This is a genomic window from Paenibacillus pabuli NBRC 13638 (assembly GCF_001514495.1).
Taxonomy (GTDB): domain Bacteria; phylum Bacillota; class Bacilli; order Paenibacillales; family Paenibacillaceae; genus Paenibacillus; species Paenibacillus pabuli.
This window is the reverse complement of the sequence record NZ_BCNM01000001.1, coordinates 520,697-543,305: the sequence shown is the minus strand read 5'-3', so window position 1 is coordinate 543,305 and position 22,609 is coordinate 520,697. Positions and strand designations below refer to the sequence as shown.

The 22,609-nt window shown below is 43.6% G+C and carries 20 protein-coding genes; 10 read left to right on the top strand and 10 right to left on the bottom strand.

All coding sequences use genetic code 11. From position 1 onward, the window contains the following. Positions 1 to 52: 52 nt before the first annotated feature. The gene (locus PPA03S_RS32700; protein ID WP_157283901.1) at positions 53 to 196 is read right to left on the bottom strand and encodes a hypothetical protein; all 144 of its coding nucleotides are present in this window, start codon (positions 194 to 196) and stop codon (positions 53 to 55) included. Between the two features lie 389 nt (positions 197 to 585). Between PPA03S_RS32700 and nrdI the strand changes: the two genes are divergently transcribed. The 3 genes from nrdI to nrdF are packed head-to-tail and all read left to right on the top strand — an operon-like array spanning position 586 to position 4,021. After that, a complete protein-coding gene (gene nrdI / locus PPA03S_RS01940) occupies positions 586 to 945 on the top strand; it encodes a class Ib ribonucleoside-diphosphate reductase assembly flavoprotein NrdI (protein ID WP_062319254.1) in 360 nt (119 codons plus the stop codon). Then, positions 932 to 3,016 (top strand): class 1b ribonucleoside-diphosphate reductase subunit alpha, encoded by a 2,085-nt coding sequence (gene nrdE, locus PPA03S_RS01935; protein ID WP_062319252.1) that lies wholly within the window; start codon positions 932 to 934, stop codon positions 3,014 to 3,016. Before nrdI ends, nrdE begins: the two co-directional genes overlap by 14 nt. A gap of 42 nt (positions 3,017 to 3,058) precedes the next feature. Then, on the top strand, positions 3,059 to 4,021 hold the full coding sequence (gene nrdF, locus PPA03S_RS01930) for a class 1b ribonucleoside-diphosphate reductase subunit beta (RefSeq protein ID WP_062319250.1): 963 nt from the start codon (positions 3,059 to 3,061) through the stop codon (positions 4,019 to 4,021). Positions 4,022 to 4,052: 31 nt separating this feature from the next. Here the strand turns inward: nrdF and PPA03S_RS01925 are convergent, their stop codons facing one another. Then, complete coding sequence (locus PPA03S_RS01925; RefSeq protein WP_062319248.1) at positions 4,053 to 5,453, bottom strand: phospholipase D-like domain-containing protein; 1,401 nt, start codon at positions 5,451 to 5,453, stop codon at positions 4,053 to 4,055. A 123-nt stretch (positions 5,454 to 5,576) separates the two neighbouring features. On the opposite strand from PPA03S_RS01925, the gene PPA03S_RS01920 reads away from it, so the two are divergent. Beyond that, on the top strand, positions 5,577 to 6,461 hold the full coding sequence (locus PPA03S_RS01920; protein ID WP_062319246.1) for an aminoglycoside phosphotransferase family protein: 885 nt from the start codon (positions 5,577 to 5,579) through the stop codon (positions 6,459 to 6,461). Positions 6,462 to 6,557: 96 nt separating this feature from the next. On the opposite strand, the gene helD is transcribed toward PPA03S_RS01920, so the two are convergent. Then, the gene (helD, locus tag PPA03S_RS01915; protein ID WP_062319896.1) at positions 6,558 to 8,981 is read right to left on the bottom strand and encodes an RNA polymerase recycling motor HelD; all 2,424 of its coding nucleotides are present in this window, start codon (positions 8,979 to 8,981) and stop codon (positions 6,558 to 6,560) included. A gap of 408 nt (positions 8,982 to 9,389) precedes the next feature. On the opposite strand from helD, the gene PPA03S_RS01910 reads away from it, so the two are divergent. Beyond that, complete coding sequence (locus PPA03S_RS01910; protein ID WP_062319244.1) at positions 9,390 to 10,235, top strand: AraC family transcriptional regulator; 846 nt, start codon at positions 9,390 to 9,392, stop codon at positions 10,233 to 10,235. A 139-nt stretch (positions 10,236 to 10,374) separates the two neighbouring features. On the opposite strand, the gene PPA03S_RS01905 is transcribed toward PPA03S_RS01910, so the two are convergent. Both PPA03S_RS01905 and PPA03S_RS01900 read right to left on the bottom strand, forming a co-directional pair. Next, entirely contained in the window at positions 10,375 to 11,709 is a 1,335-nt protein-coding gene (locus PPA03S_RS01905) for a sensor histidine kinase (RefSeq protein WP_062319242.1), read from the bottom strand. Position 11,710: 1 nt separating this feature from the next. Next, positions 11,711 to 12,397 carry a response regulator transcription factor gene (locus PPA03S_RS01900; protein WP_062319240.1) on the bottom strand — a complete coding sequence of 229 codons (687 nt, stop codon included), beginning with the start codon at positions 12,395 to 12,397 and terminating at the stop codon, positions 11,711 to 11,713. A 199-nt stretch (positions 12,398 to 12,596) separates the two neighbouring features. Between PPA03S_RS01900 and PPA03S_RS01895 the strand changes: the two genes are divergently transcribed. Genes PPA03S_RS01895 through PPA03S_RS01885 form a run of 3 tightly spaced genes read left to right on the top strand, consistent with a single transcriptional unit; the run spans position 12,597 to position 14,561 of the window. After that, the gene (locus PPA03S_RS01895; RefSeq protein ID WP_062319238.1) at positions 12,597 to 12,818 is read left to right on the top strand and encodes an SHOCT domain-containing protein; all 222 of its coding nucleotides are present in this window, start codon (positions 12,597 to 12,599) and stop codon (positions 12,816 to 12,818) included. Positions 12,819 to 12,837: 19 nt separating this feature from the next. Next, positions 12,838 to 13,881: a DJ-1/PfpI family protein gene (locus tag PPA03S_RS01890; RefSeq protein ID WP_062319236.1), complete on the top strand. Its 1,044-nt coding sequence runs from the start codon at positions 12,838 to 12,840 to the stop codon at positions 13,879 to 13,881. A gap of 50 nt (positions 13,882 to 13,931) precedes the next feature. Next, positions 13,932 to 14,561 carry a DUF2306 domain-containing protein gene (locus PPA03S_RS01885; RefSeq protein WP_062319894.1) on the top strand — a complete coding sequence of 210 codons (630 nt, stop codon included), beginning with the start codon at positions 13,932 to 13,934 and terminating at the stop codon, positions 14,559 to 14,561. Positions 14,562 to 14,586: 25 nt separating this feature from the next. Here the strand turns inward: PPA03S_RS01885 and PPA03S_RS01880 are convergent, their stop codons facing one another. From PPA03S_RS01880 to PPA03S_RS01870, 3 genes are all read right to left on the bottom strand, one after another. After that, a complete protein-coding gene (locus PPA03S_RS01880; protein ID WP_062319234.1) occupies positions 14,587 to 15,579 on the bottom strand; it encodes an aldo/keto reductase in 993 nt (330 codons plus the stop codon). Then, entirely contained in the window at positions 15,567 to 16,484 is a 918-nt protein-coding gene (locus PPA03S_RS01875) for an AraC family transcriptional regulator (RefSeq protein WP_062319232.1), read from the bottom strand. The genes PPA03S_RS01880 and PPA03S_RS01875 overlap by 13 nt, the downstream gene beginning before the upstream one ends. 94 nt (positions 16,485 to 16,578) lie before the next feature. Further along, positions 16,579 to 17,964 (bottom strand): MFS transporter, encoded by a 1,386-nt coding sequence (locus tag PPA03S_RS01870; protein WP_062319230.1) that lies wholly within the window; start codon positions 17,962 to 17,964, stop codon positions 16,579 to 16,581. Between the two features lie 108 nt (positions 17,965 to 18,072). Between PPA03S_RS01870 and PPA03S_RS01865 the strand changes: the two genes are divergently transcribed. Then, positions 18,073 to 18,957 (top strand): LysR family transcriptional regulator, encoded by an 885-nt coding sequence (locus PPA03S_RS01865; RefSeq protein WP_062319892.1) that lies wholly within the window; start codon positions 18,073 to 18,075, stop codon positions 18,955 to 18,957. 150 nt (positions 18,958 to 19,107) lie between these two features. On the opposite strand, the gene PPA03S_RS01860 is transcribed toward PPA03S_RS01865, so the two are convergent. Beyond that, positions 19,108 to 20,097, bottom strand: a complete 990-nt coding sequence (locus PPA03S_RS01860; RefSeq protein ID WP_062319228.1) for a Gfo/Idh/MocA family protein — start codon at positions 20,095 to 20,097, stop codon at positions 19,108 to 19,110. A gap of 288 nt (positions 20,098 to 20,385) precedes the next feature. On the opposite strand from PPA03S_RS01860, the gene PPA03S_RS01855 reads away from it, so the two are divergent. After that, positions 20,386 to 21,237, top strand: a complete 852-nt coding sequence (locus tag PPA03S_RS01855; protein ID WP_062319226.1) for a MurR/RpiR family transcriptional regulator — start codon at positions 20,386 to 20,388, stop codon at positions 21,235 to 21,237. A 145-nt stretch (positions 21,238 to 21,382) separates the two neighbouring features. On the opposite strand, the gene PPA03S_RS01850 is transcribed toward PPA03S_RS01855, so the two are convergent. Then, on the bottom strand, positions 21,383 to 22,393 hold the full coding sequence (locus PPA03S_RS01850) for an ABC transporter substrate-binding protein (RefSeq protein WP_062319224.1): 1,011 nt from the start codon (positions 22,391 to 22,393) through the stop codon (positions 21,383 to 21,385). Positions 22,394 to 22,609: the final 216 nt, after the last annotated feature.

Genomic DNA, 22,609 nt, shown 5'->3' with positions numbered 1-22,609 from the left:
AAGGGAAAACCAATGTATCAAGTTACGGTGAGCTTGCGGTCTTACCTCATAATTACGCATGTGAAGCTGCAAGCCGACAACCAGGGGATGGATTATACACCAGTGCTTCGGGTCGACGGTTAGCATTAAATTCCCGCAGGTGCATCTCCTGGTTCTGGTTACACCACGTATCGTATAGCGTCTGTTTGTTCAGCATTATAACCTCCTTCATGAATCACACTGCTCATAGTGTACATAAAAACAAATTTCTTCCATATAGCTCAATCTGGCTATAGAGCAGGAAATTTTGTGTCCAATTTGTGAGGTGCTTGTCGGTTATATGCAGAATAAATGACAATTCAGAATCCTCAAAATCTCAATAAAATCACTATTCCCTCATGCACCAAACTGCGCACCTTAGAATATGGATATCTACTAAGCCCCCCATTTTATAAACCTCGCAATATAGCCTATTCATCCGTTTTTTCACAGAATTGTACCCAATGAGCGTTTGACAAATCTATATATTGATATAAAATTAAAAATATAATCTATATATAGTGTTTGTTTTCGATTACCTTTCATTTGTCAAGGAGGTTAATGATCATGCTAATTGTGTATGATTCCATCACTGGGAATGTGAAGAGATTTATTTCCAAGCTTCGACTGCCGGCAGTTCAGATTCAAAATCAAATGACGATTGATGAACCGTACGTACTTGTGACATATACAACAGGTTTTGGGCAGATACCTGATAAGGTGTCTTCTTTTTTGCAAAAAAACTCTGCATACCTGATTGGCGTGGCAGCAAGCGGTAACCGTAACTGGGGTGAGCGTTTTGCCAAAAGTGCAGATTTGATATCTGCATCGTATAACGTCCCGGTTATTAGTAAATTTGAATTATCTGGTTCCAAAAAAGATGTGGAGCATTTTGAACAGGAGGTGAGCCGTCTTGCGTCATATTGAATTAAATAACATGCTGCTAACGCGCGACTCTGATGGCTTTTTCCAGTTACATAAGGACAAAGAGGCTGTAGAGGCGTTTATGAAAGAAGTCGAGGATAAAAGCATGCAGTTTGCCAGCATTGATGATCAGATCCAATTCATGATTGATCAGGATTATTACGAAGATTTCTATGCTTCCTATACAACCGATGAAGTTAGAATGGTATTTGAAATTACACGCAGCTATCAGCATGAATTCCCATCCTACATGGCGGCGTCCAAGTTCTATACCGATTATGCATTGAGAACATATGACCGAAAAACATATCTCGAGCAATATGCTGATCGGGTAGCTGCCGTAGCTCTTCATCTGGCTCAAGGACAGTTTGACACGGCTTGTTTGCTGTCCCGTTCTATGATGGAGCAGCGTCTTCAACCCGCAACCCCTACATTTCTAAATGCGGGAAAACGTCGGCGTGGTGAGCTGGTCTCTTGCTTCCTGCTTGAAATGGATGATTCACTGAATTCGATAAACTATGTACTGAACACTTGTATGCAGTTATCCAAAATCGGCGGAGGAGTGGCGGTCAATCTGTCGAAGCTGCGTGCTCGTGGTGAAGTCATTAAAGGTGTTGAAGGTGCCGCTAAAGGCATCACTCCTGTTCTCAAGCTGCTGGAAGACGGCTTCTCCTACGCCGATCAGATGGGTCAACGCAAAGGTTCTGGAGCAGCTTACTATAATATCTTTGGTTGGGATGTCATGGAATTACTGGATAGCAAAAAAATTAATGCAGACGAGAAAATCCGCCTAAAAACGCTCTCTATCGGGCTTATTGTTCCCAATCGTTTTTATAAGTTGGCACAGGATAATGAGCCTCTATACCTCTTCGCACCTTATAGTGTCTATAAGGCGTATGGAACACACCTGGATGATATGGATCTGGACGTAATGTATGATACCTTGCTGGCTGACGACCGTGTGAAGAAGAAAAAATCGTTGAGCGCACGGGATATGCTAACCAAAATAGCTATGACTCAACTTGAATCAGGCTATCCCTACATCATGAATAAAACCAATGCCAATCAAGCGCACGCCTTGAAAAACGTAGGACAAGTCAAAATGTCAAACCTGTGCACAGAGATCTTCCAACTTCAGGAGACTTCTGAAATCACAGACTACGGTCAACCGGACATTATCCGCAAAGATATCAGCTGCAACCTGGCCTCCCTCAATATTGTTAATGTCATGGAGAGCGGCAAGATCAAAGAGTCCGTTCACGAGGGAATGATCGCACTGACCTCCGTCAGCGATATGACGCATGTCGCCAATGCTCCCGGTGTGGCCAAAGCCAATACCGAAATGCATTCCGTTGGCTTGGGTGCCATGAATCTACACGGTTATTTAGCTAAAAACAAGATTGCTTATGAAAGTTTGGAAGCCAAAGATTTTGTACGGACCTTCTTTATGACCATGAATTATCATTCTTTGGAGAAAAGCATGGAGATTGCAGAACAAACGGGGCAACGGTTCCATGGATTTGATAAGTCTGATTATGCGACTGGCGTATATTTTGATCGTTATCTGACTACCGATTACCGTCCCAACACATCAAGAGTCCAGGAATTGTTCCAAAGAATTGAAATTCCATCTCCCGATGATTGGAGTCAGTTAAAGGATAAAGTGATGGAGAATGGCCTCTATCACGCGTATCGGATGGCTATTGCTCCAACAGCAAGCATCTCTTATATTCAAAACGCGACGTCCAGTGTAATGCCGATTGTAGAACAAATTGAAACACGAACATATGCCAATTCAACCACGTATTATCCCATGCCCTATTTGCAAAAGGATAACGTCTTCTATTACAAATCAGCGTATCAGATGGATCAATTCAAAGTGATTGATCTGATTGCGGAGATTCAGCCGCATGTAGACCAAGGAATCTCGACGATTCTTCATGTAAACAGTGATGTATCCACACGAGACTTGGCCCGCTGCTACCTGTATGCCGCTCATAAAGGGTTGAAATCCTTGTATTACACAAGAACTAACAAACTAACGATGGAAGAGTGCATTGCCTGTTCCATATAAACAAATGACCCGATAGGGTATAACGATTGGAGTTTGATGTACATGCCGGCAATTCAAGCTGTGAATTGGAATCGTGCAGATGATGATTTCACACTGATGTTCTGGAATCAGAACATTATGCAATTTTGGACGGATGACGAGATTCCTTTATCTGATGATAAAATGACCTGGGTAACGCTCAGTGATATCGAAAAAGAAGCATATATGAAAGTGCTTGGAGGGTTAACCCTTCTAGATACCATTCAGGGTGGTGTCGGTATGCCCCAGATCATGGAGCATGTGGATGGATTACAACGCAAAGCCGTGCTTAGTTTCATGGCGATGATGGAACAAATTCATGCGAAATCGTACAGCAGTATTTTTACCACGTTGGCATCCACCGAGGAAATTGACCATGTTTTTAAATGGGTGGAAGAAAATCCATATCTGCAAACCAAAGCGAAGATCATACGTCAGTACTACACGAGCATTGAAACGGCAAAAGATTTGTATATGGCGATGGCTGCTTCCGTACTCCTGGAGAGTTATTTGTTTTACAGCGGATTCTTCTATCCCCTCTATTTGGCTGGACAAGGCAAACTGACTTGTAGTGGAGAAATCATTGATCTGATTCTGCGGGATGAAAGTATTCATGGTGTATATGTGGGTGTGTTGGCGCAAGAAATATACGCAGGCTTTGATGAAGCGGAGCAAAATAAACTGTACCAAAGCTTGGTTGATCTGATCCAGCTTCTTCATCAAAATGAGTTGCAATATACGAAGGAATTATATACGCCTATTGATTTGACCCAGGAGGTGGAGGCCTTCCTTCGTTATAACGCGAACAAAGCGATGATGAACCTCGGCTTTGAGCCGTTATTTGAAGACGAGGAAGTGAACCCGATTGTGTTAAACGGAATCAGTACTCACACCAAACAGCATGACTTTTTTTCTAAAAAAGGCAACGGGTATATTCGCGCTTTGAATGTTGTACCCTTGACGGATGAAGACTTCAACTTTGAGTAATATTCAACCTCACAAGCATGTGGCTTCTTTCCTACAACAAGAATTTCCAGAGAAAAGACAATTTCGATAAGGTGGTGATTGCCACACGTTTGAAAACAAAGCCTTTCGGATTCGTGGATTCTGCAGGATGTTCACCTTTGGCAACACGCGTACTATTTGCGCGTTTGATATCCATGGCCTCAGTTAGTTGGTTGGCGAATGCAGAACCGGAAATGACCACAGCGGATTCTGTATTTAGAAAGGTGGATCTGGCATCCAGATTAAACGAACCGACCATGCTGAGGTAATCATCAATGACAAATGATTTGCCATGTATGGAGTAAGGGCCTTGATATTCATAAATGGATAGACTGGTATCAAGCAACCGTTTCTTGGAGCTTAAGTAACCAGCGAAAGCTAACGGGTTAGGGGTCTGATGGATTGAATTGGTTAGCATGAGCCATTCTGCTTTTGGATTCATCGACAGATGAACTGCTTTCTCCATTTTCTTGGTCGGAATGGCATATGGCGTCTGAATGTACACTCTCGACTTTGCTTGATTGGCGAAATGAACAAATGCTCTCCACATGATCGGGTCTTTATACAGCCTTTTAATTGGATTGTGAATGAAAGCGACGTGGTCGGAGCGAAGGGCTCCTTGAGCCCAATCCTTCGGCAACACTTCAACAAAAGGATCGTTCTGTGCCTGAGCTTCTTTATATAAACGTGCCAATTCAGCCTGCTCTTTTAATCCTTTTGCATGATGTTGGCGTTTAGCATGTTTTTCTGGTTTGGTGAATGGATGGTTCCATAACTGGTCTATATATTCTTTCATTTTAACAACGGTGCTGTTCGTGTCATGGCTTGGATTGTAAACAAGAACGTCCCGATCGAATACATAGTCTTTCGGGGGTTGCAATGCCATGTATTTATCACCGATATTTTGGCCGCCAATGATGCCATATGTGTTGTCGACAAGAAAGATCTTGTCATGCAGACGGTTATGCCATGTCCATGGCATAAATATGTGGAGTGGTTCATAATACCTTAGTTCCACGTTGGGATGAGCTGCAATGGCATCTGGAATATCACGCAATTCTCCGCGCAAGCTGTGAAAAATCCCGTCCAAAATGATTCGGATATGAACGCCTCGATCAGCTGCATCGAATAAAGCAGCAAAAAAGAGTTCAGAAGTTTTCCCTTTTTGGATGGAGTAATAAGCCACGTCGATGTTTGTTTTAGCCTCTCGGATGGTCTGGATTCTCACCTGACCGGATTGAAAGCCGTCCTCCAAGAGCAGCACGCGATCTGTCGTACTTCCTTCAGTTAAAGATTTTTCCACATCCGTATTTTCGATATTCGATGGAGACGGAACCAAAAATATAAGGTACGCTGTCAAAAGAACGTAGACACTATAGAAGAGAATGATTGCAATTGTGGTTTTAAGGATCATTCCGTATGCCCCCATTTTTATGTAAAGTAATATTGGTATAGCAGTACTATCTCCTTCTGCATATAAATTATGCTGTATATAATCAATCAACTACTCTATAGTACGCGAAAAGAGGCGAAAGACTTGATTCATATAACTCCTGAACTGGTCCGTCAATTAATCGATAGCCAATTTCCGAAGTGGAAAGATTTAGCGATAACACCTGTTGAAAAAAGTGGGCACGATAACCGTACCTATCGACTCGGACGGGAAATGACCATTCGTTTACCAAGCCATGAGCGTTACGCCTCAGCGGTTGAGAAAGAACTGACGTGGCTCCCTGTTTTCAGGCCTCTTCTCTCCCTGCCCATCCCGGCTCCTGTGGCACAAGGTGAACCCACAGCAGAATATCCCCTTCCATGGTCTGTTAACCGATGGATTGAAGGCGAGACCGTTACACATGCCAATGTACCGGATCTAAACACATTTGCTGAAGACCTCGCGAGTTTTTTGAAAGAATTAGAAGCGATTGATGCAACACACGGCATTCCGGCAGGCATACAAAACTTTCATCGTGGAGGAAACTTAGCAGTTTACGATCAAGACACCAGATCCGTCATTGAGAGCTTATCCGGGCAAGGTCAATATGATCAAAAGCTGATCACTGAAATATGGGAAACAGCCCTTGCGACAAGATATCAATCAACACCGCTATGGCTTCATGGTGACGTTGCTGTGGGCAATCTGCTCGTGCAAAATGGACGATTGTCCGGTGTCATCGATTTTGGAACTATGGGCGTTGGTGATCCTTCAAGCGACCTGGTGATGGCATGGAACTTTTTTGACGACGCAAGCCGCAAAATATTCCTGAACTGCATGAATGTCGACCAAGATACGGTTAATCGAGCTCGTGGATGGGCTCTGTGGAAAGCACTCATTACTTATGCATGGAATGAGCCCAGCTCGGAAGCCTCAACGTGGGGCAAACATGTAATTGATGTCATTATCGAAGAATACAAATCGCTATAAATGACTGACAGCCTTCCATAATCCCCCTCATATATCCACAAGGAAAAGCCTTGGCTAACTTAATAGCCAAGGCTGACATAGATTTATGCTTTCTTTTCATTTAGCAGTGTAAGGCGAAATTTCATACAAATTCGCAGGTAATGCTTGCACGAATGGAGACCAATCCCCCGTCGTATACAGATGAAGCCGGTGCATCGCCCGTGTACACGCGGTATAAAGAAGCTTGCGTTCATAGTCATGACTGTAAGCTTCTGGTGAAGCATCATACACCAAGACTGCATCGAACTCGACACCTTTGGCGAGATAGACGGGAATGACCATCACTCCTTTTTCAAAGTTCATTGTCTCCTTCGTGATGAGCTGCAGCGTTTCGTTCCCTTGAATTCGTAACGAATCATAAGCCTTGCGGCTTTCAGCTGCGGTCTTCGTAATGATCGCAATGGATTCGAGGCCGTTGGCCCTGAGTGCAGCGATGTCTGCCCAAATTTGGTGATTACGATCTTCACTGTTGTCTAATCTGGTCAGAAGAGGTTTTGGGCCTTCCCGATCAAACGGTACAATGTCCTCACCGTCAGGAAGCATCGATTTTGTAAATTCGACAATCTCTCTAGTCGAACGATAACTGCGTAAAAGGCTGAACTGGCTTGTGTCAGCTTGGCCAAAAAGGCGGACCAGCGGCGAATTAACCCCGGTCAAGCTTGTAGACTGCATGAAGATGGCTTGCCCGAAATCGCCGAGCACTGTCATTTGGGCACGAGGAAACAGTTTTTTCAGGTATTCATACTGAAACGACGAATAATCTTGACCCTCATCAACAAAAACATAGCGAATTTCCGTGTTTGTCCGGACACCCTCAATCAATTCTTTTACATATAAATACGGAGTAGCATCTTCGTGAAATAACTCGTTTCGATCTAACATTTCCTTGGTTTGCCTGCAAATCTGTGGCCATAGGCTGGGAACGGAAGCACCACTCGTTTTCTCCTGATAACCTGCCTCTTCCACAAACAATTGGCTGTATATGCCTTTGATATCTACAAAAGAGAATTTCTTCACACTTTTCTTTAATGGTTTAAAGTGTTCTTTGACGATCCTGCGGCGGAGCAGCTCCTCCTCTCTCTGAGTGAAATCAAAGTCGCCTTCATCCCCACGCCGCTTGTTATTCTTCTTAAGAACAGCGGCATATCGTTCCGCAACATCGAAAACTTCTTTCTCCTTATGCAGCATCTCGAAAGCCTCCACATATTGCTCGGTATCGAGATAATTCATCTCTTCCTGTACCCAAGGCGCATCCCACTCCAATCGCTCCAGTGATGCGAGTTCATTCAATAGCCACTCCTGCAAGAGAACAACACGATTGATTAGCGGAAGAGCATGGTCATACTCGTAAAATTTGGTGTTCATCTGCTCTGCCGTAATGAATTCGCGCTCCTGTATCCGAATTCCATTGAACCGCATGCCTTTCTGTCCCAACCATATTCCATAGTTCTGCAGGGCCTGCAGAAAAACCTCGGACGTTTTATACTGGATTCCCTGAAGACGAGCCTCATATCCTGGTGTCCCCTGTGCAGTCAGGACATATTCAATCTGGTCAAAAGCGTCCTCCGGCCGTAACGAGGAATCCAGCCAATAGTCCAGATATTCCTGAAACGTTGTCTGCTGCATGTTCTCTTCACCGAGCTCCGGAAGGACCGTAGAGATATAGCTGGCAAACATCGAATTGGGTGAAAAAAGAACGATTTGATCCGCCTTAATGGTCTGGCGGTGTTTGTACAGCAAATATGCCACCCGCTGCAAAGCTGCAGATGTTTTACCACTGCCGGCAGCCCCCTGCACGATAAGCATTCGGCTTTTGTCATTGCGGATAATGGCGTTTTGTTCCTTCTGAATCGTTGCCACAATACTTTTCATTTGCGAGTTTGCACCATTGCCAAGCACCTGCTGCAGCAAATCGTCTCCAATCGTTTCACTTGCGTCAAACATGTTGATCATATTTCCGTTTTGAATCTGAAACTGCCGCTTAAGCTCCATCGTCCCTTCGATTTGGCCGGATGGGGTGACGTAAGCAGCCGGTCCGGGGGAGGAATCATAGTACAGGCTAGCTATTGGTGTACGCCAGTCATAGATCAGAAAGCTCAATCCGTCCTGATCGACGAAGGAGGATACGCCAATATAGATTTGTTCGCTAAAATTCAGTCCCTTTTCCTTGAAATCGATCCGTCCGAAATAAGGCGACGGCAGCAGACGGTTCAAGTTTTTCCATTGCTGCGTCAACCGCTTATGACCGCGCTCCCTTTCGGCCAATACTGCTGACTGTTGGTTAATTGTGTAGAACGACTCTTCAAAATCTTCGTTGGTACTTGTGTTCATCGTAACTTCTTCCCAAAATCGCTTACGAATGTCCGCAGCTTGATCATGCAATCCGGCAACTTCCGGTTCCAGTTCAGAGATTCTCACCTGCAATTTGTTTCTGACCGATTCCAGCCTTTCCCCTTCTTGCTGCCAATCCTTTGTTTCCATCATTCCTGAACCACTCCTTTTTCCATTTTTTGAGCTAAAAAAGAGCATTGACAAATCCACGTTCCAGATGTAAACTAAGAATAGGAATAATGATGAATACATAACCGTGTTTCATTTCTCAATGACGCTATCGATTATATCACAGCGTTTTTTCGCGTTCAATTTATTTTTTTGTCTTATCCTTCGGCAATGCTGAATTACGGACGGTTTAAACCAACTACTGCGGAATTGAGCTGTCAGAAGATGACCCTTGTATCATCAGAGGTCATCTTTTTTTATGCCCATTATGCTACACCAGCTAATGATTTCCCCTCCCTCTCATGCTTTAACCGGACAAATCACAGCACATACTGACAGGTTTTTGGATAAGTCTTCGTTTAATATAGAACTCAAGGAGTGATGAACGGTATGAACTGGATGGAATCATTGCAGATCGCTATTCAATATATGGAAGACCATTTACTTGAAAATATGACGATCGAGCAGATTTCGGCTCAAGCCCATATTTCCCCCTTCCATTTTCAACGAACGTTTTCCTTGTTAACTGATGTTACGGTAGCCGAATACATAAGACGGAGACGGTTAACCTTGGCGGCAAATGAGCTTATACAGAGTGATCACAAAATTATCGATCTGGCGCACAAGTACGGTTTCGACACTCCTGAAGCTTTTTCGAAAGCATTTCGCAGACAACATGGGATTGCCCCTACCGAAGCACGCAAGAATAGTACCTCTGCTACATCATACAATCGTCTCGTTATTCAATGGAGTCTAAAAGGAGCAGAACCGATGAATTACAAAATTGTTGAACAAGCTGAGTTTATGTTGGTTGGCATCAAACAAGCTTTTTCCTATGTAGATGGGGAAAATATAAGAGGAATTGCGAAGATGTGGCAAGAGGCGTATACGAGTGGTACAGAAGATCGTTTATTTGAACTGAATAATGGCGAAATTGAAGGACTACTTGGAGTATGTGTGGATCAGAACGAGATTCAGGAGAAGCAAATGGAATACTGGATTGCTACGGCTTACGAAGGTGAAGTACCCAGTGGATTATTATCTTTCACAGTTCCTGCTTCCAAGTGGAGTGTATTTGAAGTCCAGGGCCCGATGCCGGAGAGCATGCAGAGTCTATGGAAACAGATTATTACCGAGTGGTTTCCCTCCAATCCTTATGAACATGCAGGTATCCCCGAGCTGGAAGTGTATCCAGGCCCAAATCAACCACCCCAAATTTGGATACCGATTAAATAGGAAACAGCAGTTTTTGACAAGTTGATCTTATGTTCCACCCTCACTTATTCCACCAGGCCAAGGTTGGGTAGACTAACCCTACTGCCCTGGTGGTCGTTATTTATATAGCTGTGCTGTACAGGTAGAGATTCGGCCATTGCTAAGAATCGCGATCCGTTGCTGGTAACCAACCAGCCAGCAAGGCCCCACCTTCAGTATGATTTCTTACGACAAGCTCGCCTCCGTGTTGTTTCACAATTCGTTCTGAGATTGTTAATCCCAATCCACTGCCCCCAGTTGTACGACTTCGAGATGCTTCCCCACGATAAAGGGGTTCAAACACACGCTCTAGTTCTTCCGATGAGAACCCAGGTCCAGTGTCACGTATCGTAAACATGATCTTATCACCTTCGTTGTAGCATTGGACCGTAATCTCCCCACCTGAAGGCGTGTATCTAACAGCGTTTTCCAACATATTGTTCATGGCTCGCTCCAATAAATGCGAATCTCCGCTAATGAAACAATCATCTGCGGAGTCTATAAAGATAGAGATATGTTTTTGCTCCGCCTGCGGACTCAAACTGTCCATCGACTTTCGGAAAATTGGTGTTAGATTTAGCATTTTGTTGTTAAGTTCACTTTCCAAATACTCCATTTTTGTAAACGTAAAAAGGTCTTCTACCAATCGGTCCAGTTGAGCAGATTTTTCTTTGCAGACCGCTATATATCGGGTTACTTGTTCTGGTGATTGGGCTATACCTTGCTCCAATCCATCTAAATACCCTCGCAAAGCAAACAAAGGCGTACGTAAATCATGCGCTACTGCTGCGATAACGAATCTGCGTTCTTCCTCCAGTTCCACTTGTTTCCGATGGGATTGTTCGAGCCCTTCAACCATCACCTCGAACCCGTCGCGAACTTCAGCGATTTCCGCAATTCTGGACGTAGGCAAATGAACATCCCAGTGTCCTGCCGCAATTTGTCTGGCTGCTCTGCTCATTTTCTCCAGGGGCTTGAGAAGGAATCTTCTCATCTCAACACCAACAATAAAGAAAGCAAACAGCAGTCCAACCAATGCCGAAATCAGTTGTACCCCATTGGACTTAGGCAGATACAGTACAACCCTTCCAATGAATTGTCCGTCTGCAATGACAGAGAACTGTTCAGTCGACGATAACCGACTGTGACGCTTCGGGCTGGAACGATAAATTTCCGAATTCGATGAAGATTCGATGACTACATCCATCTTGGCTTTCCGCAATAATGTTTGCAATTTGTTTTGCCAGCTTGAATCTGTCCATTGATCCGTGTCAACTTCAATCATCTGGATGATCTCGGTCAGATGTGTTTGCAACGTTTCATTTTGCTGTTGGCTATTAGAGATGCTAAACGTCTGATTGTCCATAAAGTGAGCCGTCACATAAAAAATCCAAGGCATCGTAAGCAAGAAAAATAAGCAAAACATAGTAAATGTGCGAATGCGCAGTTTTCTCATCTTATCCTCCTTCGAAGCGATACCCTACTCCCCATACGTTGATCAGGAATTGCGGATGGTTGGGATCGGACTCAATTTTCTCTCGAAGTCGGCTAAGATGGACCCGAATGGTATGCCTGTCTCCCACCCCATCCCAAAATTTCGTGAGCAATTGTTCATAGGAGAACACATGTCTAGGGTGTTCAGCAAATAATCGGAGCAACTCATATTCTTTGGGTGTAAGCTCCACATTTTTACCATTCACTAGAACTTCTCTTGCAGACAGATTTAACTGGATGCGCCCATAATCCAACATCTTCTCATCCATGGTCTGCCGGGAAGCGGAGCGTCGTAAAACGGCTTTAACTCTGGCAACAATCTCTCCAGGCGAAGCCGTTTTGACGATATAATCATCTCCCCCGAGCGTTAGACCTCGAATCTTATCCACATCATCGCTGCGCGCACTCAGGAAAAGGATGGGAACATTACTCTCCCCTCGGATTCTACGGCATAGCTCAAATCCATTTGGACCCGGCATCATGATGTCCAAAACAATGCAATCTATGGAATGTTGCTGAAGTATGGCCCACGCTTGTTCCGTATCACAAGCAGTCATGACGTGGAAGTTGTCATTCTCCAGAAAATCCCTTAATAACTCAACAATACTCTGGTCATCGTCAACGACGAGTATCGTATTCAACATACTCATACTTATCCCACCTCTGCCATCTAGTTTATCATTTTTTCTTTTGGAACCAAGACAAAGTTATATTTTGTGATGATTTGTTTATCATTTTGTGACCTTTTTACGACTTCCTTTGAGATATTCGTTTGTTATGATTTTACCTGTGAGTACGGACGACCTACATTCTAATTCGTCCAACGCAGCAGAAAAAGGAGGTTTTCGTATGGGTTTGGAAAACAACGGATTTTCATTTTTTTACTTTGGAGCTTTGTTTTGTCTCACGCTGTTTTGCTTCGTGGCGCTTCGTATATACATGATTCGTCATCGTTACAACGATCGCAGCGGGGAAGAACGTGCCATCACTTTGATACTGAAGACTCGAATGGCTAAAGGAGAAATTGACGAGAAGGAATATCAAATGCTGAAGGATCTTTTGACCAATTAAAGATAAAGGGGCTAGATGAATGTTTACTGTACAAATCGTGTTATTTGATGGCTTCGACTTACTGGATGCCATTGCACCTTATGAAGTATTTTGCTCCGCTTCCATGCATACCGACAACGCGTTAAGGGTAGAACTGGTTACGGCTGAAGGACCAAGATCTGTGACTAGCGGTGTAAATGGATTGAAAATTGAAGCGAACGGGACACTGGACCCGGCACGTCCGGGTATCATACTTGTGCCTGGCGCAGCCGGTGAGGTTGAAGGCGATGGTCCAGACTCGATTCCAGCTATTCTGGGCAGGGCCATGAATACGGAGTTAACAACCATGATCAGGGCAGCTCTCGAACACAAAAACGTTGTAGTGGCTACGGTCTGCGGCGGTTCCCTCTTGTTAGCCATGGGAGGACTCCTGGAAGGCAGAGCTGCGGTTACCCATCGTTTGGGTATGGAACTGCTTGGGGCAACCGGGGCCATTCCAATCCCGGCTCGCGTAGTGGATGATGGGAATCTGGTTACCGGCGGCGGTGTGACCTCGGGGCTCGATGTTGCGCTGTATCTGGTGGAACGTGAACTGGGACCGCGCATCGCCCACGCAGTAGAGCAGTTGTTCGAGTACGAACGAAGAGGAACGGTTTGGAGGGAGAAAGGTATTGGTATTGAACCAGGCAATCACCATGTGTTGACGGACAACGAACCCAACATTGTAAAGAACCAAGCGGCTGGGATGACTTCTTCCCCAGTCCATAAGCAAAATACAGTGGCTTCTCTATTCGACGGAAATTGGGATACGACTATCGCCACACCTGTCGGTAAGATGGAGGTCAAGCTCTGCATAACGACACATAACGATATTATTGAAGGTACGGCAACACAAGGCGACGAAACGATTGCATTTCTGAACCCTATTTTTTATAATAACAAACTGACTTGGTCTCTGGCGATCACCAAACCTATGCGTTTGAATCTGAAATTTGAAGTTAGCGCAGACGGAGATCAGATGAGCGGAATCGCAAAGGCCGGCCTCCTTCCTGCATCCAAATTAACAGGAAAACGAATAAACTAGCTTGCTTATCTATGAGTAACAAAAAGTAGTCTCGGGGGTTGTGGATGGGTATGAAGAAACGGACAACATTATATGGATGGTTGGCTTGTGTCAGCAGTTTATTTATCCTGTATGCTTTAATTAAGAACTATTGGGTCGACCCAGAAGCTTCGGAATTTTTGAGCCAAAAGACGGGGTTAAAGCGCGAGCTTAATCTTCCGATCTGGCTGAATATCATGTACATTCATGTTGCATTTGCATGTTTGGCTATGGCGTCCGGATTGCTCAACTTCTCTAGTCGGATCTTTGAAAAGAGCCGCAAGTTCCACCGCATAAACGGTTATGTATATATCGTATCCGTCCTGCTTGTTGTACTGACTTCGGGGTATATGGCTCCTTACGCAACTGGCGGAAAGATAAGCAGTATGGGCTTTAATGCGCTAAATATCATATGGCTGTTTATCACAATTACGGCTCTTATTCAGATTAAAAAGAAACGTATGATCCAACACCGGAACTGGATGATCCGAAGTTATGCCTTCTGCTTTACAAACATGTTCATTCATCTCATGACAACCCTTGTTCATCAGGGATTCGGGTTGGCTTATACTATAAGCTACACGATCGGTATTTATGGAACTATTGCATTACTACTAGTGATTTCGGAAATGATCATCAGAATGAAGCCAACCCCCAAATAATGATTCGGGGGCTTGGGGTGTACGATTATTTAAAACCAATGTTTGATCCATATAACGGGTGTGGTACATACGGTTCTTCCAAAGACGCAATTTCGTCAGAAGTTAACGTAATGGAAAGTGCATCTACGGCATTTTGGAGATGAGATATTTTGGTTGCACCGATAATAGGGGCTGTAACCGGATCTTTCTGCAGCAGCCAGGCAAGTGCAATTTGAACCCGAGGTACGCCGTGCTTTTCTGCGATTTCTGCAACCCGCTCTACTACCAATCGATCGGTACTGGCTGTTGCATCGTATTTTGCCTTTTGAACTTGATCAGTTTCCGAACGATAAGTTGTTTCGTCCCAATCACGTGTCAAACGACCAGACGCAAGCGGGCTAAATGGAATTACACCGATTTGTTCAGCCTGGCATAGAGGAAGCATCTCCCTTTCTTCTTCACGATAGATCAGGTTATAGTGATTCTGCATGGATACAAATCGGGTCCATCCATTTTTCTCAGCCACATATAAAGCCTTTTGGAATTGCCATGCAGACATAACAGAAGCACCAATATATCTTGCTTTCCCAGCCTTTACTATATCATGTAGTGCTTCCATGGTCTCTTCAATAGGTGTGTGTGGATCCCAGCGATGAATTTGATATAGATCCACGTAGTCGGTACCCAATCGCTTGAGGCTCTTATCCATCTCGCTCATAATGGCTTTACGAGAAAGGCCGGAGCCATTAGGGCCTTCATGCATACGGGAAAACACTTTTGTTGCAATAACAATTTCATCGCGATTCGCATAGTCTTTAAGAGCCCGGCCGAGAATTTCTTCGCTGGTCCCTCCTGCGTATACATTAGCTGTATCGAAGAAATTGATACCAAGTTCCAAAGCCTTTTGAATAACCGGACGGCTATTCTCTTCACCAAGTACCCATTGGTGAAATCCACGACCTGCTTCTCCAAAGCCCATACAGCCAAGACATAGCCGAGAAACATCTAATCCAGTATTTCCAAGTTTCACATATTCCATTTGATCGATTCCTCTCTTGGATGACTTTGAAGTCGAAACTCTGACGGTGGAAGCCCGAATTGAAGTTTGAACACTTTGGAGAAATGGGCAACGTTCTCAAAACCTGTTGAAAAACAGATCTCGGTAACGGACAGTGTTGTCTCCAACAACAGTTTCTTGGCTTGATCCAATCTCCGATTGCGAATCCACTTCAGGGGTGAAGTGTGGTATATCGCCTGAAAATCTCGTTTGAACGTAGACAGGCTTCTGCCCGACAAATAAGCCAGGTCGCTAATGGACACGGGATTCGTAATATTATCCTCCATAATCTTGCTAATGCTACTGTTTTTATCTCGACCTGGTTGCAGAAGCTCAAGTAAGAAATGATTATTGGAGTCCGCCAAGTGATACAAGAGCTCCATAAACTTCAGCCGTACCAGTCCGTCTTTTACCTCATCAGGACTTTCCAAATAGGGTTTTAAAGATTCGATATAAGCTCGAGTGAATTCATCGACTGTAATGATGGACACCGAAACAGGTTCATTCACCCGATAAATCGGCTTATACCCAGAGAATTGGACAAATTCCTCAAGCATATTCTCATTAAGGAAAAACATTATATAATCCAACTTGAACTCTGAACCGGGTTCACCCGATTTTTCGTAGTCAATCCGAATCGATTTGTGAAGAAACACCATTTCATTACTGCGCACGGTGTACTTGTGGTCCCCAAAACGAACAGTATATATGCCCGACTTCACAAATAACAACATGTGATCTTTTAGAAAATATGATCCTGTTGTGCCATGTGTGTGCAAGCAAAATTTAATAATGGATAGCCCGTTCTGCTTCAAGCTTCCTTGTTTATCTGGTGCACTTTCGAGTTTTTGTGGTGCTTTCGCTATTTTTTCGGTTCTCATGGACATGAACAGTCCCGCCTTTTTAATCTTTTAGTAATAGAATAACAGGAATCGGGAACAGATGATTTGCTACGAAGCTCAAATGGCTTGTTTAATTAGCTCAAACAGCTTGCATTTCCGATGATCTTTGATGACGTAAACTCATGATGATCAAAAATACTGCTAATAACGTAAGGATGACGCCAAGCATTTGAAATCCTTTAACACTAAATGTATCTCCCATGACGATACCAATCAATAATGAGGATACAATGGTACCCAGATATCGAGATGTGTTAAAAATCCCCGATGCGACACCGATCATTTCTTTGGGTGTGCTCTTGAACAGAGCAGCCTGCAGAGCAACTGCGTTTAAGCCATTACTAATACCAAATACAGCTAATGCCATAATGACAATGATGATCGGGGAAGCTTCATGCAATAGTATGACCAGTATTGAACCAAATGTCATTAACACAGCCGAAACGATTAAGGCAGGTCGTGCCCCCGATTTGTCAATCCACCGCCCTGCAATAGGTGAAATGATGAGGGAACATAAACCGAGGGCTAACATGGTCATTCCTGCATGAACTTCGTTAAGATGACGTACTTGCTGCAAATAGCTGGGTATTCCGAAGAAAAGAGCGTAAAACAGAATGTTAACCAGCATGTACTGTACATTTACCAAAGTCATTTCGGGATATGTAGCGAATGCTTGCAGAGGAATAAAAGGGGAAGCTGTTTTTAGTTCATGACGTATAAACATAATCAGTGCGATCAAACCGATTGCCAACTGTATAATACTCCATATTAAAATATCTCCCGTTGATTTGATTGAGAGAAGACCCATTAGCAGAGTCACCAAAGCTACGGTAAACAGCAGGATGCCTGGCGCATCTATCAACTTCAGCCATCTTCGAATGCTCATGTGGCCGGAAATGGAGTTGGATTGCTCATCCTTGGGGATTGTTTTCCAGGCGAACCAAAAGCTTGCCATTACAAACGGAATGTTAACGATGAATATGCTATGCCAGTCCCACCAATGAATCAATATTCCACCTATAAAGGGGCCGATCGCAGCCGCTCCTGACAGAAATATGGCCAGAACAGACAAGGCGGAAGCTTGTTTTTCAGTTACGTGAATTCGCACGATCGCCATTCCTACGGCGACCATCATGCTTGTGCCAACGGATTGAATGATCCGAAACACGATGAGCCAACCGAAACTTGGGGATAACGGAGCCAACATGGATGAAACGAAGACAACTACAAGACCAATTAGGAATATTTTTCTGCGGCCAAACAGATCGCTACACTTGCCCATGATTGGTTGAGCGACAGCACTCGCAATGTAGAACGAAAAAATAATCCACGAAACAGCTGTAAAATCGAGTTGATACACTTGCTGCAGTCTGGCGATGGCTACAGAAATCATGGAAGAGTTTAACGGATTCAGCAGGATTCCTAATCCAACAGATAACATCAACCCTCTATTTCGAACGTTCATTTGTGCAACCTCCTTCTTCTGCTGTCATCTTACTTGAAATCACTTATTTATTCCAACGCATTATATGTTATGATTTGATGTACTAAAAGGAATGAAGGAATGATGCAGATGGAGCTTCTTCAACTAAAATATTTTTTGACGGTGGCAAGATGCGAGCATGTTACGGAAGCTGCGGGAAAGCTGCATGTCACTCAATCCTCACTAAGCAAAACAATACAACGGTTAGAGGAGGACCTGGGAGCTCCTTTATTTGATCGAATTGGGAGAAAGCTGCGGCTTAATGAATTCGGAAGAACATTTCTTCACCGAACTGAAAAAGCGTTGTTCGAATTGGAGCAGGGAGAGCGGGAAATTGCTGATCTGTCCAAGCCGGATGAGGGTACGCTACAATTAGCGGTCACTACGGCAAGCACGTTACCCGGTATACTGCGGGAATTTCGAAAGAACAAGCCGAATGTTCAGTTTCATGTACAAATGGTTTCCTTAGAACACATGTCCAAGCTTCTACATCGGGGTGAGGTCGATTTTTGCCTATCTTCTCCTCCAATTCAAGGTGATGATATCGAATGTCAGATCCTGTTCGCAGACCCCATTGTAATAGCCGTTCCCATGGGCCATCGGTATGCGGATCGGAGTAAGATAAGCATAGCTGAGCTGAAAGATGAGTGGTTTGTTGGTGTGAAGAAAGGATATGGTGTTCGTGATTTGGTGGACTCCATGTGTCAGTCCGCCGGTTTTGTGCCGAAGTATGTATATGAAGGAGATGAGCCTGCAAGATTAACTGCACTTGTGGAAGCGGGGATCGGCCTTGCATTTATACCAAGTACAGCAAAATCTCCGCATGAACGTATTGCATATCTTCAGGTGGAGGAACAGAGACTCGTTCGGGAAATTGCCTTATTGTCACACAAAAACAGGTACATTTCAAAGGCTGCTTTAGAATTTCGCAGTGTTGTTACAGCCTATTTTGATGCAATGTCCAAAGAGATTTGACTTACATTATGTAGCATCTCCGCACAGAGTCTCGTTCAACACACTGAATGTACAATAGGTACAAATACAATCCTCAAAAACACTGATCTGAAAACCTTGTGTGTCAGATCAGTGCTCCAATAATAGAGGCTATACTTGAGATCCTTGAGATTATTTTTGATCAGGGCCAAATACAAGACTAGCGGACTGTTTGGCTTGCTCAATAACCGTCATCACCCTCTCACTATGCTCCAGCATTTCGGCTGTTTTATTCAGATCCAGTTCCCTGATGATCCGATCAAACTCAATAAACTCGTCATACATGCGATGTGGATGATCTTTATGATCTATCCGAATAGGTGTTTCTTTGTGAAGTGTGAGCTCAAAAGATTCGCATGTATTCGCTGAACTCGCCATGTGTATATGTCCTTTATTGCCCTGAATGTTCACTGCATTAGGTGCTGTACTGTCTTTGGAACCTATGCATACACATTTGAAATTCCCGTAATCCAACAGCAGCATCCCTGATGTGTCAATTCCGCGTTCCAAGTTGGCCCAATACTCCACCTTCTCGGGGCTTCCGAAGAAACCGACTACGAGATGAATATTATACAAATTAATGTCCATCAAGGCTCCACCAGACATTTCGGGATTAAACGCGGGCAGCACTTTACCGGCTTGGAAAGCTGCATAGCGCGACGAATACTGAGAATAGTTGCACTCCACGATTTTGATATCCCCAAGCCTGGGTAAATACTCTTTCATGGAAAATACATTTTTCAAATACTGATTCGAAATGGCTTCAATCAATACCCGTTTTTTTTGCTGAGCAATCTCTTTGAGTTCTAAAAATTCTTGGAGGTTGGACGTAAACGGCTTCTCACAAATTACATGTTTGCCAGCAAATAAAGCTTCTTTGGCATATGAATAATGCAGGTGATTGGGCAGTCCGATGTATATCGTATCTACATCCTCATTTGCAAGCATTTCACTATAATCCGTGTAAATCTGCTCAAACCGATACTGGTTCTGCAGAGAAAGCAATTTATCATGATGGCTGGGTCTGGAGCAGATGGCCTGTAAAATAACCGTAGGTATGTCTTGGATAAAGCTCAATAAATCTCCTACAATCATTCCGGCTCCGACGATTCCGAGTTTCATATTAGTTTCACTCCTTTATGCCATTTTCAGAGATACTTTTACTTCAAAATCATCATCCAGATATGTCAGGATGCCATAATGATCGGTAGATCTATACCAAAGTTAGCATATTCATTCCCCCCCAGCTCTTTTTCATTTATTATAGTAGAGGAACGAGCAATGTAGGGGATTTGCGACAATAACGGTACATATGACCAAGGATTCGTATGTAGAAAGGATTATTTTTAAACAAAATGTTTATTTTACGTTCTCGATCAGCGTTATATCAATTAATCTGGGGTGAATTTGTTGAAAATATTGACACAATTATCAGACATGCACAACTTTACACCTAATGAAAAAAGCATTGCTTCATATATTTTGACTCATAGGGAGCATATCCTTCACTTGAACATTCAAGAGCTTGCAAAAGTTACATATACTTCGCATTCCGCGATAAATCGTTTGACCCACAAGCTTGGACTATCCGGCTTCAAGGAGTTCATTATCAGCCTTGCTCGCGAATTCCAACAGAGCACTCAGCAGATTTCCAATGTGGACCCCAATTACCCATTCAGTATGAATGAATCGTCCCTTCAGGTTGCAAAAGAAATTGCGGAATTAATGAAGGAAACGATTCAAAAAAACTTTGCGTTTATGGATGATGATGTATTGTCTCAAACGGCGCAGCTGCTGAATCAAGCGGAACGAATTTTTATCTATGCACAAGGTGATTCAGAAATCCGAGCAAAGAGTTTTCAAAACAAACTGTTCAAAATCAATAAATATGTCGTGATTGCCACTGAGCTATCCGAATGGGCGCACCATACTGTCAATCTCACACCACGTGATTGCGCCATTTTCTTAACCTATCATGGAAAGTCGACGGATTACATACGAGCCGCACAATATTTTAAAAGCGAAAACATCCCTTTTATAACCATCACGGCAACCAGTCAAAGTGAATTGGCTAGTATCAGCACAATCTGTATACAGGTTCCTAACGATGAAGTGAAATATGCCAAGATTGGTACGTTCTCCTCACAAATCGCCTTTGAATACGTATTAAACGTAATTTACTCCTGTATCTATAAGATCGACTACTTTAAAAACAAGCAAACCTTAACCAAATCCTACATGAAATTCTATGTCGACGAATGATGAATCTATTACGTCCCACCCAAGCCACCAGTTATACGCATCTGTTTACAGGTTGTATTACATCCTAAGTCGCTCGCAGCAAGCCTGCACAATATATTAGAAAATAAAAAAAGAGAGCATCCCTGTTATAGGGTACTCTCGACTATTACTTAACGGAAAGCAGACTATCTGTTATAAACTTGAGTTGACCTTCCAGTGATATTGGGTCGTTATACGTGTCGGAAGTCGGATCAAGCTGGAACACGTGACCTGCCTTGACTGCTGGGAGATTTGTCCAGAGCACATTATCATAGACTATACTAGGATCGCTTTTATCTCCCGACCATGGACTGGTGAAGATGATATCACCTGCATATTCTGGCAGCACTTCCATGGAGATGGAGGCCCAGCCTGTACCACTGTCGATCGCCTCTGTCTGAGCCTTGGTTGGAGCCTTGAGACCGAATTCGCCATAAATGATTTCACCACCACGGCCGAAATTATGACCGAATACAAACAGCCCTTTTGAATATGGATTCAGGATGGAGACTGTACGGTTTCCGACAACCGCTTCCACCTTAGGCTTTAGATCATTAATCTGTGTCTCCCATTTCGTAATCCAGGCTTTCGCTGCTTCTTCTCTATTGGTCAGCTTGCCCAATTCCAGCATGAGGTCCTTGTAATTCCGCTCACCATATTTGATTTGCACCACAGGGGCAATCTGGGATAAATTATCGATTCCCTCAGTACCCGTATACGCAATGATCAGATCAGGCTTTAAGCTTACGATCTTCTCCGCTGTTGGCTTCTCACCCAAATCTGTTGTGCCCTCACTTATGAGCTGGTCTTTGATGTACTTGTTGTTCATTGCACCTGACAAAGCACCTACGACCGGAGCATCCAGTGCAACAAAATATCCAGTCGAAAATGCAGTCAAATCGACGATACGCTGCGGATTCTTAGGAACTTGTACCTCGCCTGCATCCGATTGAAACGTCATTGTCTCTCCTTCATCTGTTGTCCCTGAAGCGGAGCCGCTTGTTGTTTCACTACCCACAGCTGTGTTATTACTGGCTCCAGTGGTGCTGCTTGTTGTTGCAGACTGACCACATGCACTCAGGATCAGTACCACACCCATTGCCAGGAGTAATCCTATCCAATTTCGTTGCTTGAACAAAATAAACCCACCTTTTAAATGATATTGATAATCGTTATCAATAATATCATGTAACTTTCCATTTGACAAGATGATTTCGGAGGCTTTGAAAACCGTCAGATTAATATTAGGCTATCCATTTATTCTGACAACCATATAACGAAGAAACCTAAGAAACCAATGTAGGAAAACCCCACATTGGTTTCGTTTCGTTTCGTTTTGTATTCTCATTCCCTA

What these genes read in the sequence shown, in the direction of transcription:
- PPA03S_RS01875 (WP_062319232.1), bottom strand. Translation starts at nt 16,484, where the DNA reads ATGTCCATGAGAACCGAAAAAATAGCGAAAGCACCACAAAAACTCGAA.
- PPA03S_RS32700 (WP_157283901.1), bottom strand. Translation starts at nt 196, where the DNA reads ATGCTGAACAAACAGACGCTATACGATACGTGGTGTAACCAGAACCAG.
- PPA03S_RS01885 (WP_062319894.1), top strand. Translation starts at nt 13,932, where the DNA reads ATGAAGAAACGGACAACATTATATGGATGGTTGGCTTGTGTCAGCAGT.
- PPA03S_RS01860 (WP_062319228.1), bottom strand. Translation starts at nt 20,097, where the DNA reads ATGAAACTCGGAATCGTCGGAGCCGGAATGATTGTAGGAGATTTATTG.
- PPA03S_RS01905 (WP_062319242.1), bottom strand. Translation starts at nt 11,709, where the DNA reads ATGAGAAAACTGCGCATTCGCACATTTACTATGTTTTGCTTATTTTTC.
- PPA03S_RS01925 (WP_062319248.1), bottom strand. Translation starts at nt 5,453, where the DNA reads ATGATCCTTAAAACCACAATTGCAATCATTCTCTTCTATAGTGTCTAC.
- PPA03S_RS01870 (WP_062319230.1), bottom strand. Translation starts at nt 17,964, where the DNA reads ATGAACGTTCGAAATAGAGGGTTGATGTTATCTGTTGGATTAGGAATC.
- PPA03S_RS01890 (WP_062319236.1), top strand. Translation starts at nt 12,838, where the DNA reads ATGTTTACTGTACAAATCGTGTTATTTGATGGCTTCGACTTACTGGAT.
- nrdI (WP_062319254.1), top strand. Translation starts at nt 586, where the DNA reads ATGCTAATTGTGTATGATTCCATCACTGGGAATGTGAAGAGATTTATT.
- PPA03S_RS01895 (WP_062319238.1), top strand. Translation starts at nt 12,597, where the DNA reads ATGGGTTTGGAAAACAACGGATTTTCATTTTTTTACTTTGGAGCTTTG.
- PPA03S_RS01900 (WP_062319240.1), bottom strand. Translation starts at nt 12,397, where the DNA reads ATGAGTATGTTGAATACGATACTCGTCGTTGACGATGACCAGAGTATT.
- PPA03S_RS01910 (WP_062319244.1), top strand. Translation starts at nt 9,390, where the DNA reads ATGAACTGGATGGAATCATTGCAGATCGCTATTCAATATATGGAAGAC.
- PPA03S_RS01880 (WP_062319234.1), bottom strand. Translation starts at nt 15,579, where the DNA reads ATGGAATATGTGAAACTTGGAAATACTGGATTAGATGTTTCTCGGCTA.
- nrdF (WP_062319250.1), top strand. Translation starts at nt 3,059, where the DNA reads ATGCCGGCAATTCAAGCTGTGAATTGGAATCGTGCAGATGATGATTTC.
- PPA03S_RS01865 (WP_062319892.1), top strand. Translation starts at nt 18,073, where the DNA reads ATGGAGCTTCTTCAACTAAAATATTTTTTGACGGTGGCAAGATGCGAG.
- helD (WP_062319896.1), bottom strand. Translation starts at nt 8,981, where the DNA reads ATGGAAACAAAGGATTGGCAGCAAGAAGGGGAAAGGCTGGAATCGGTC.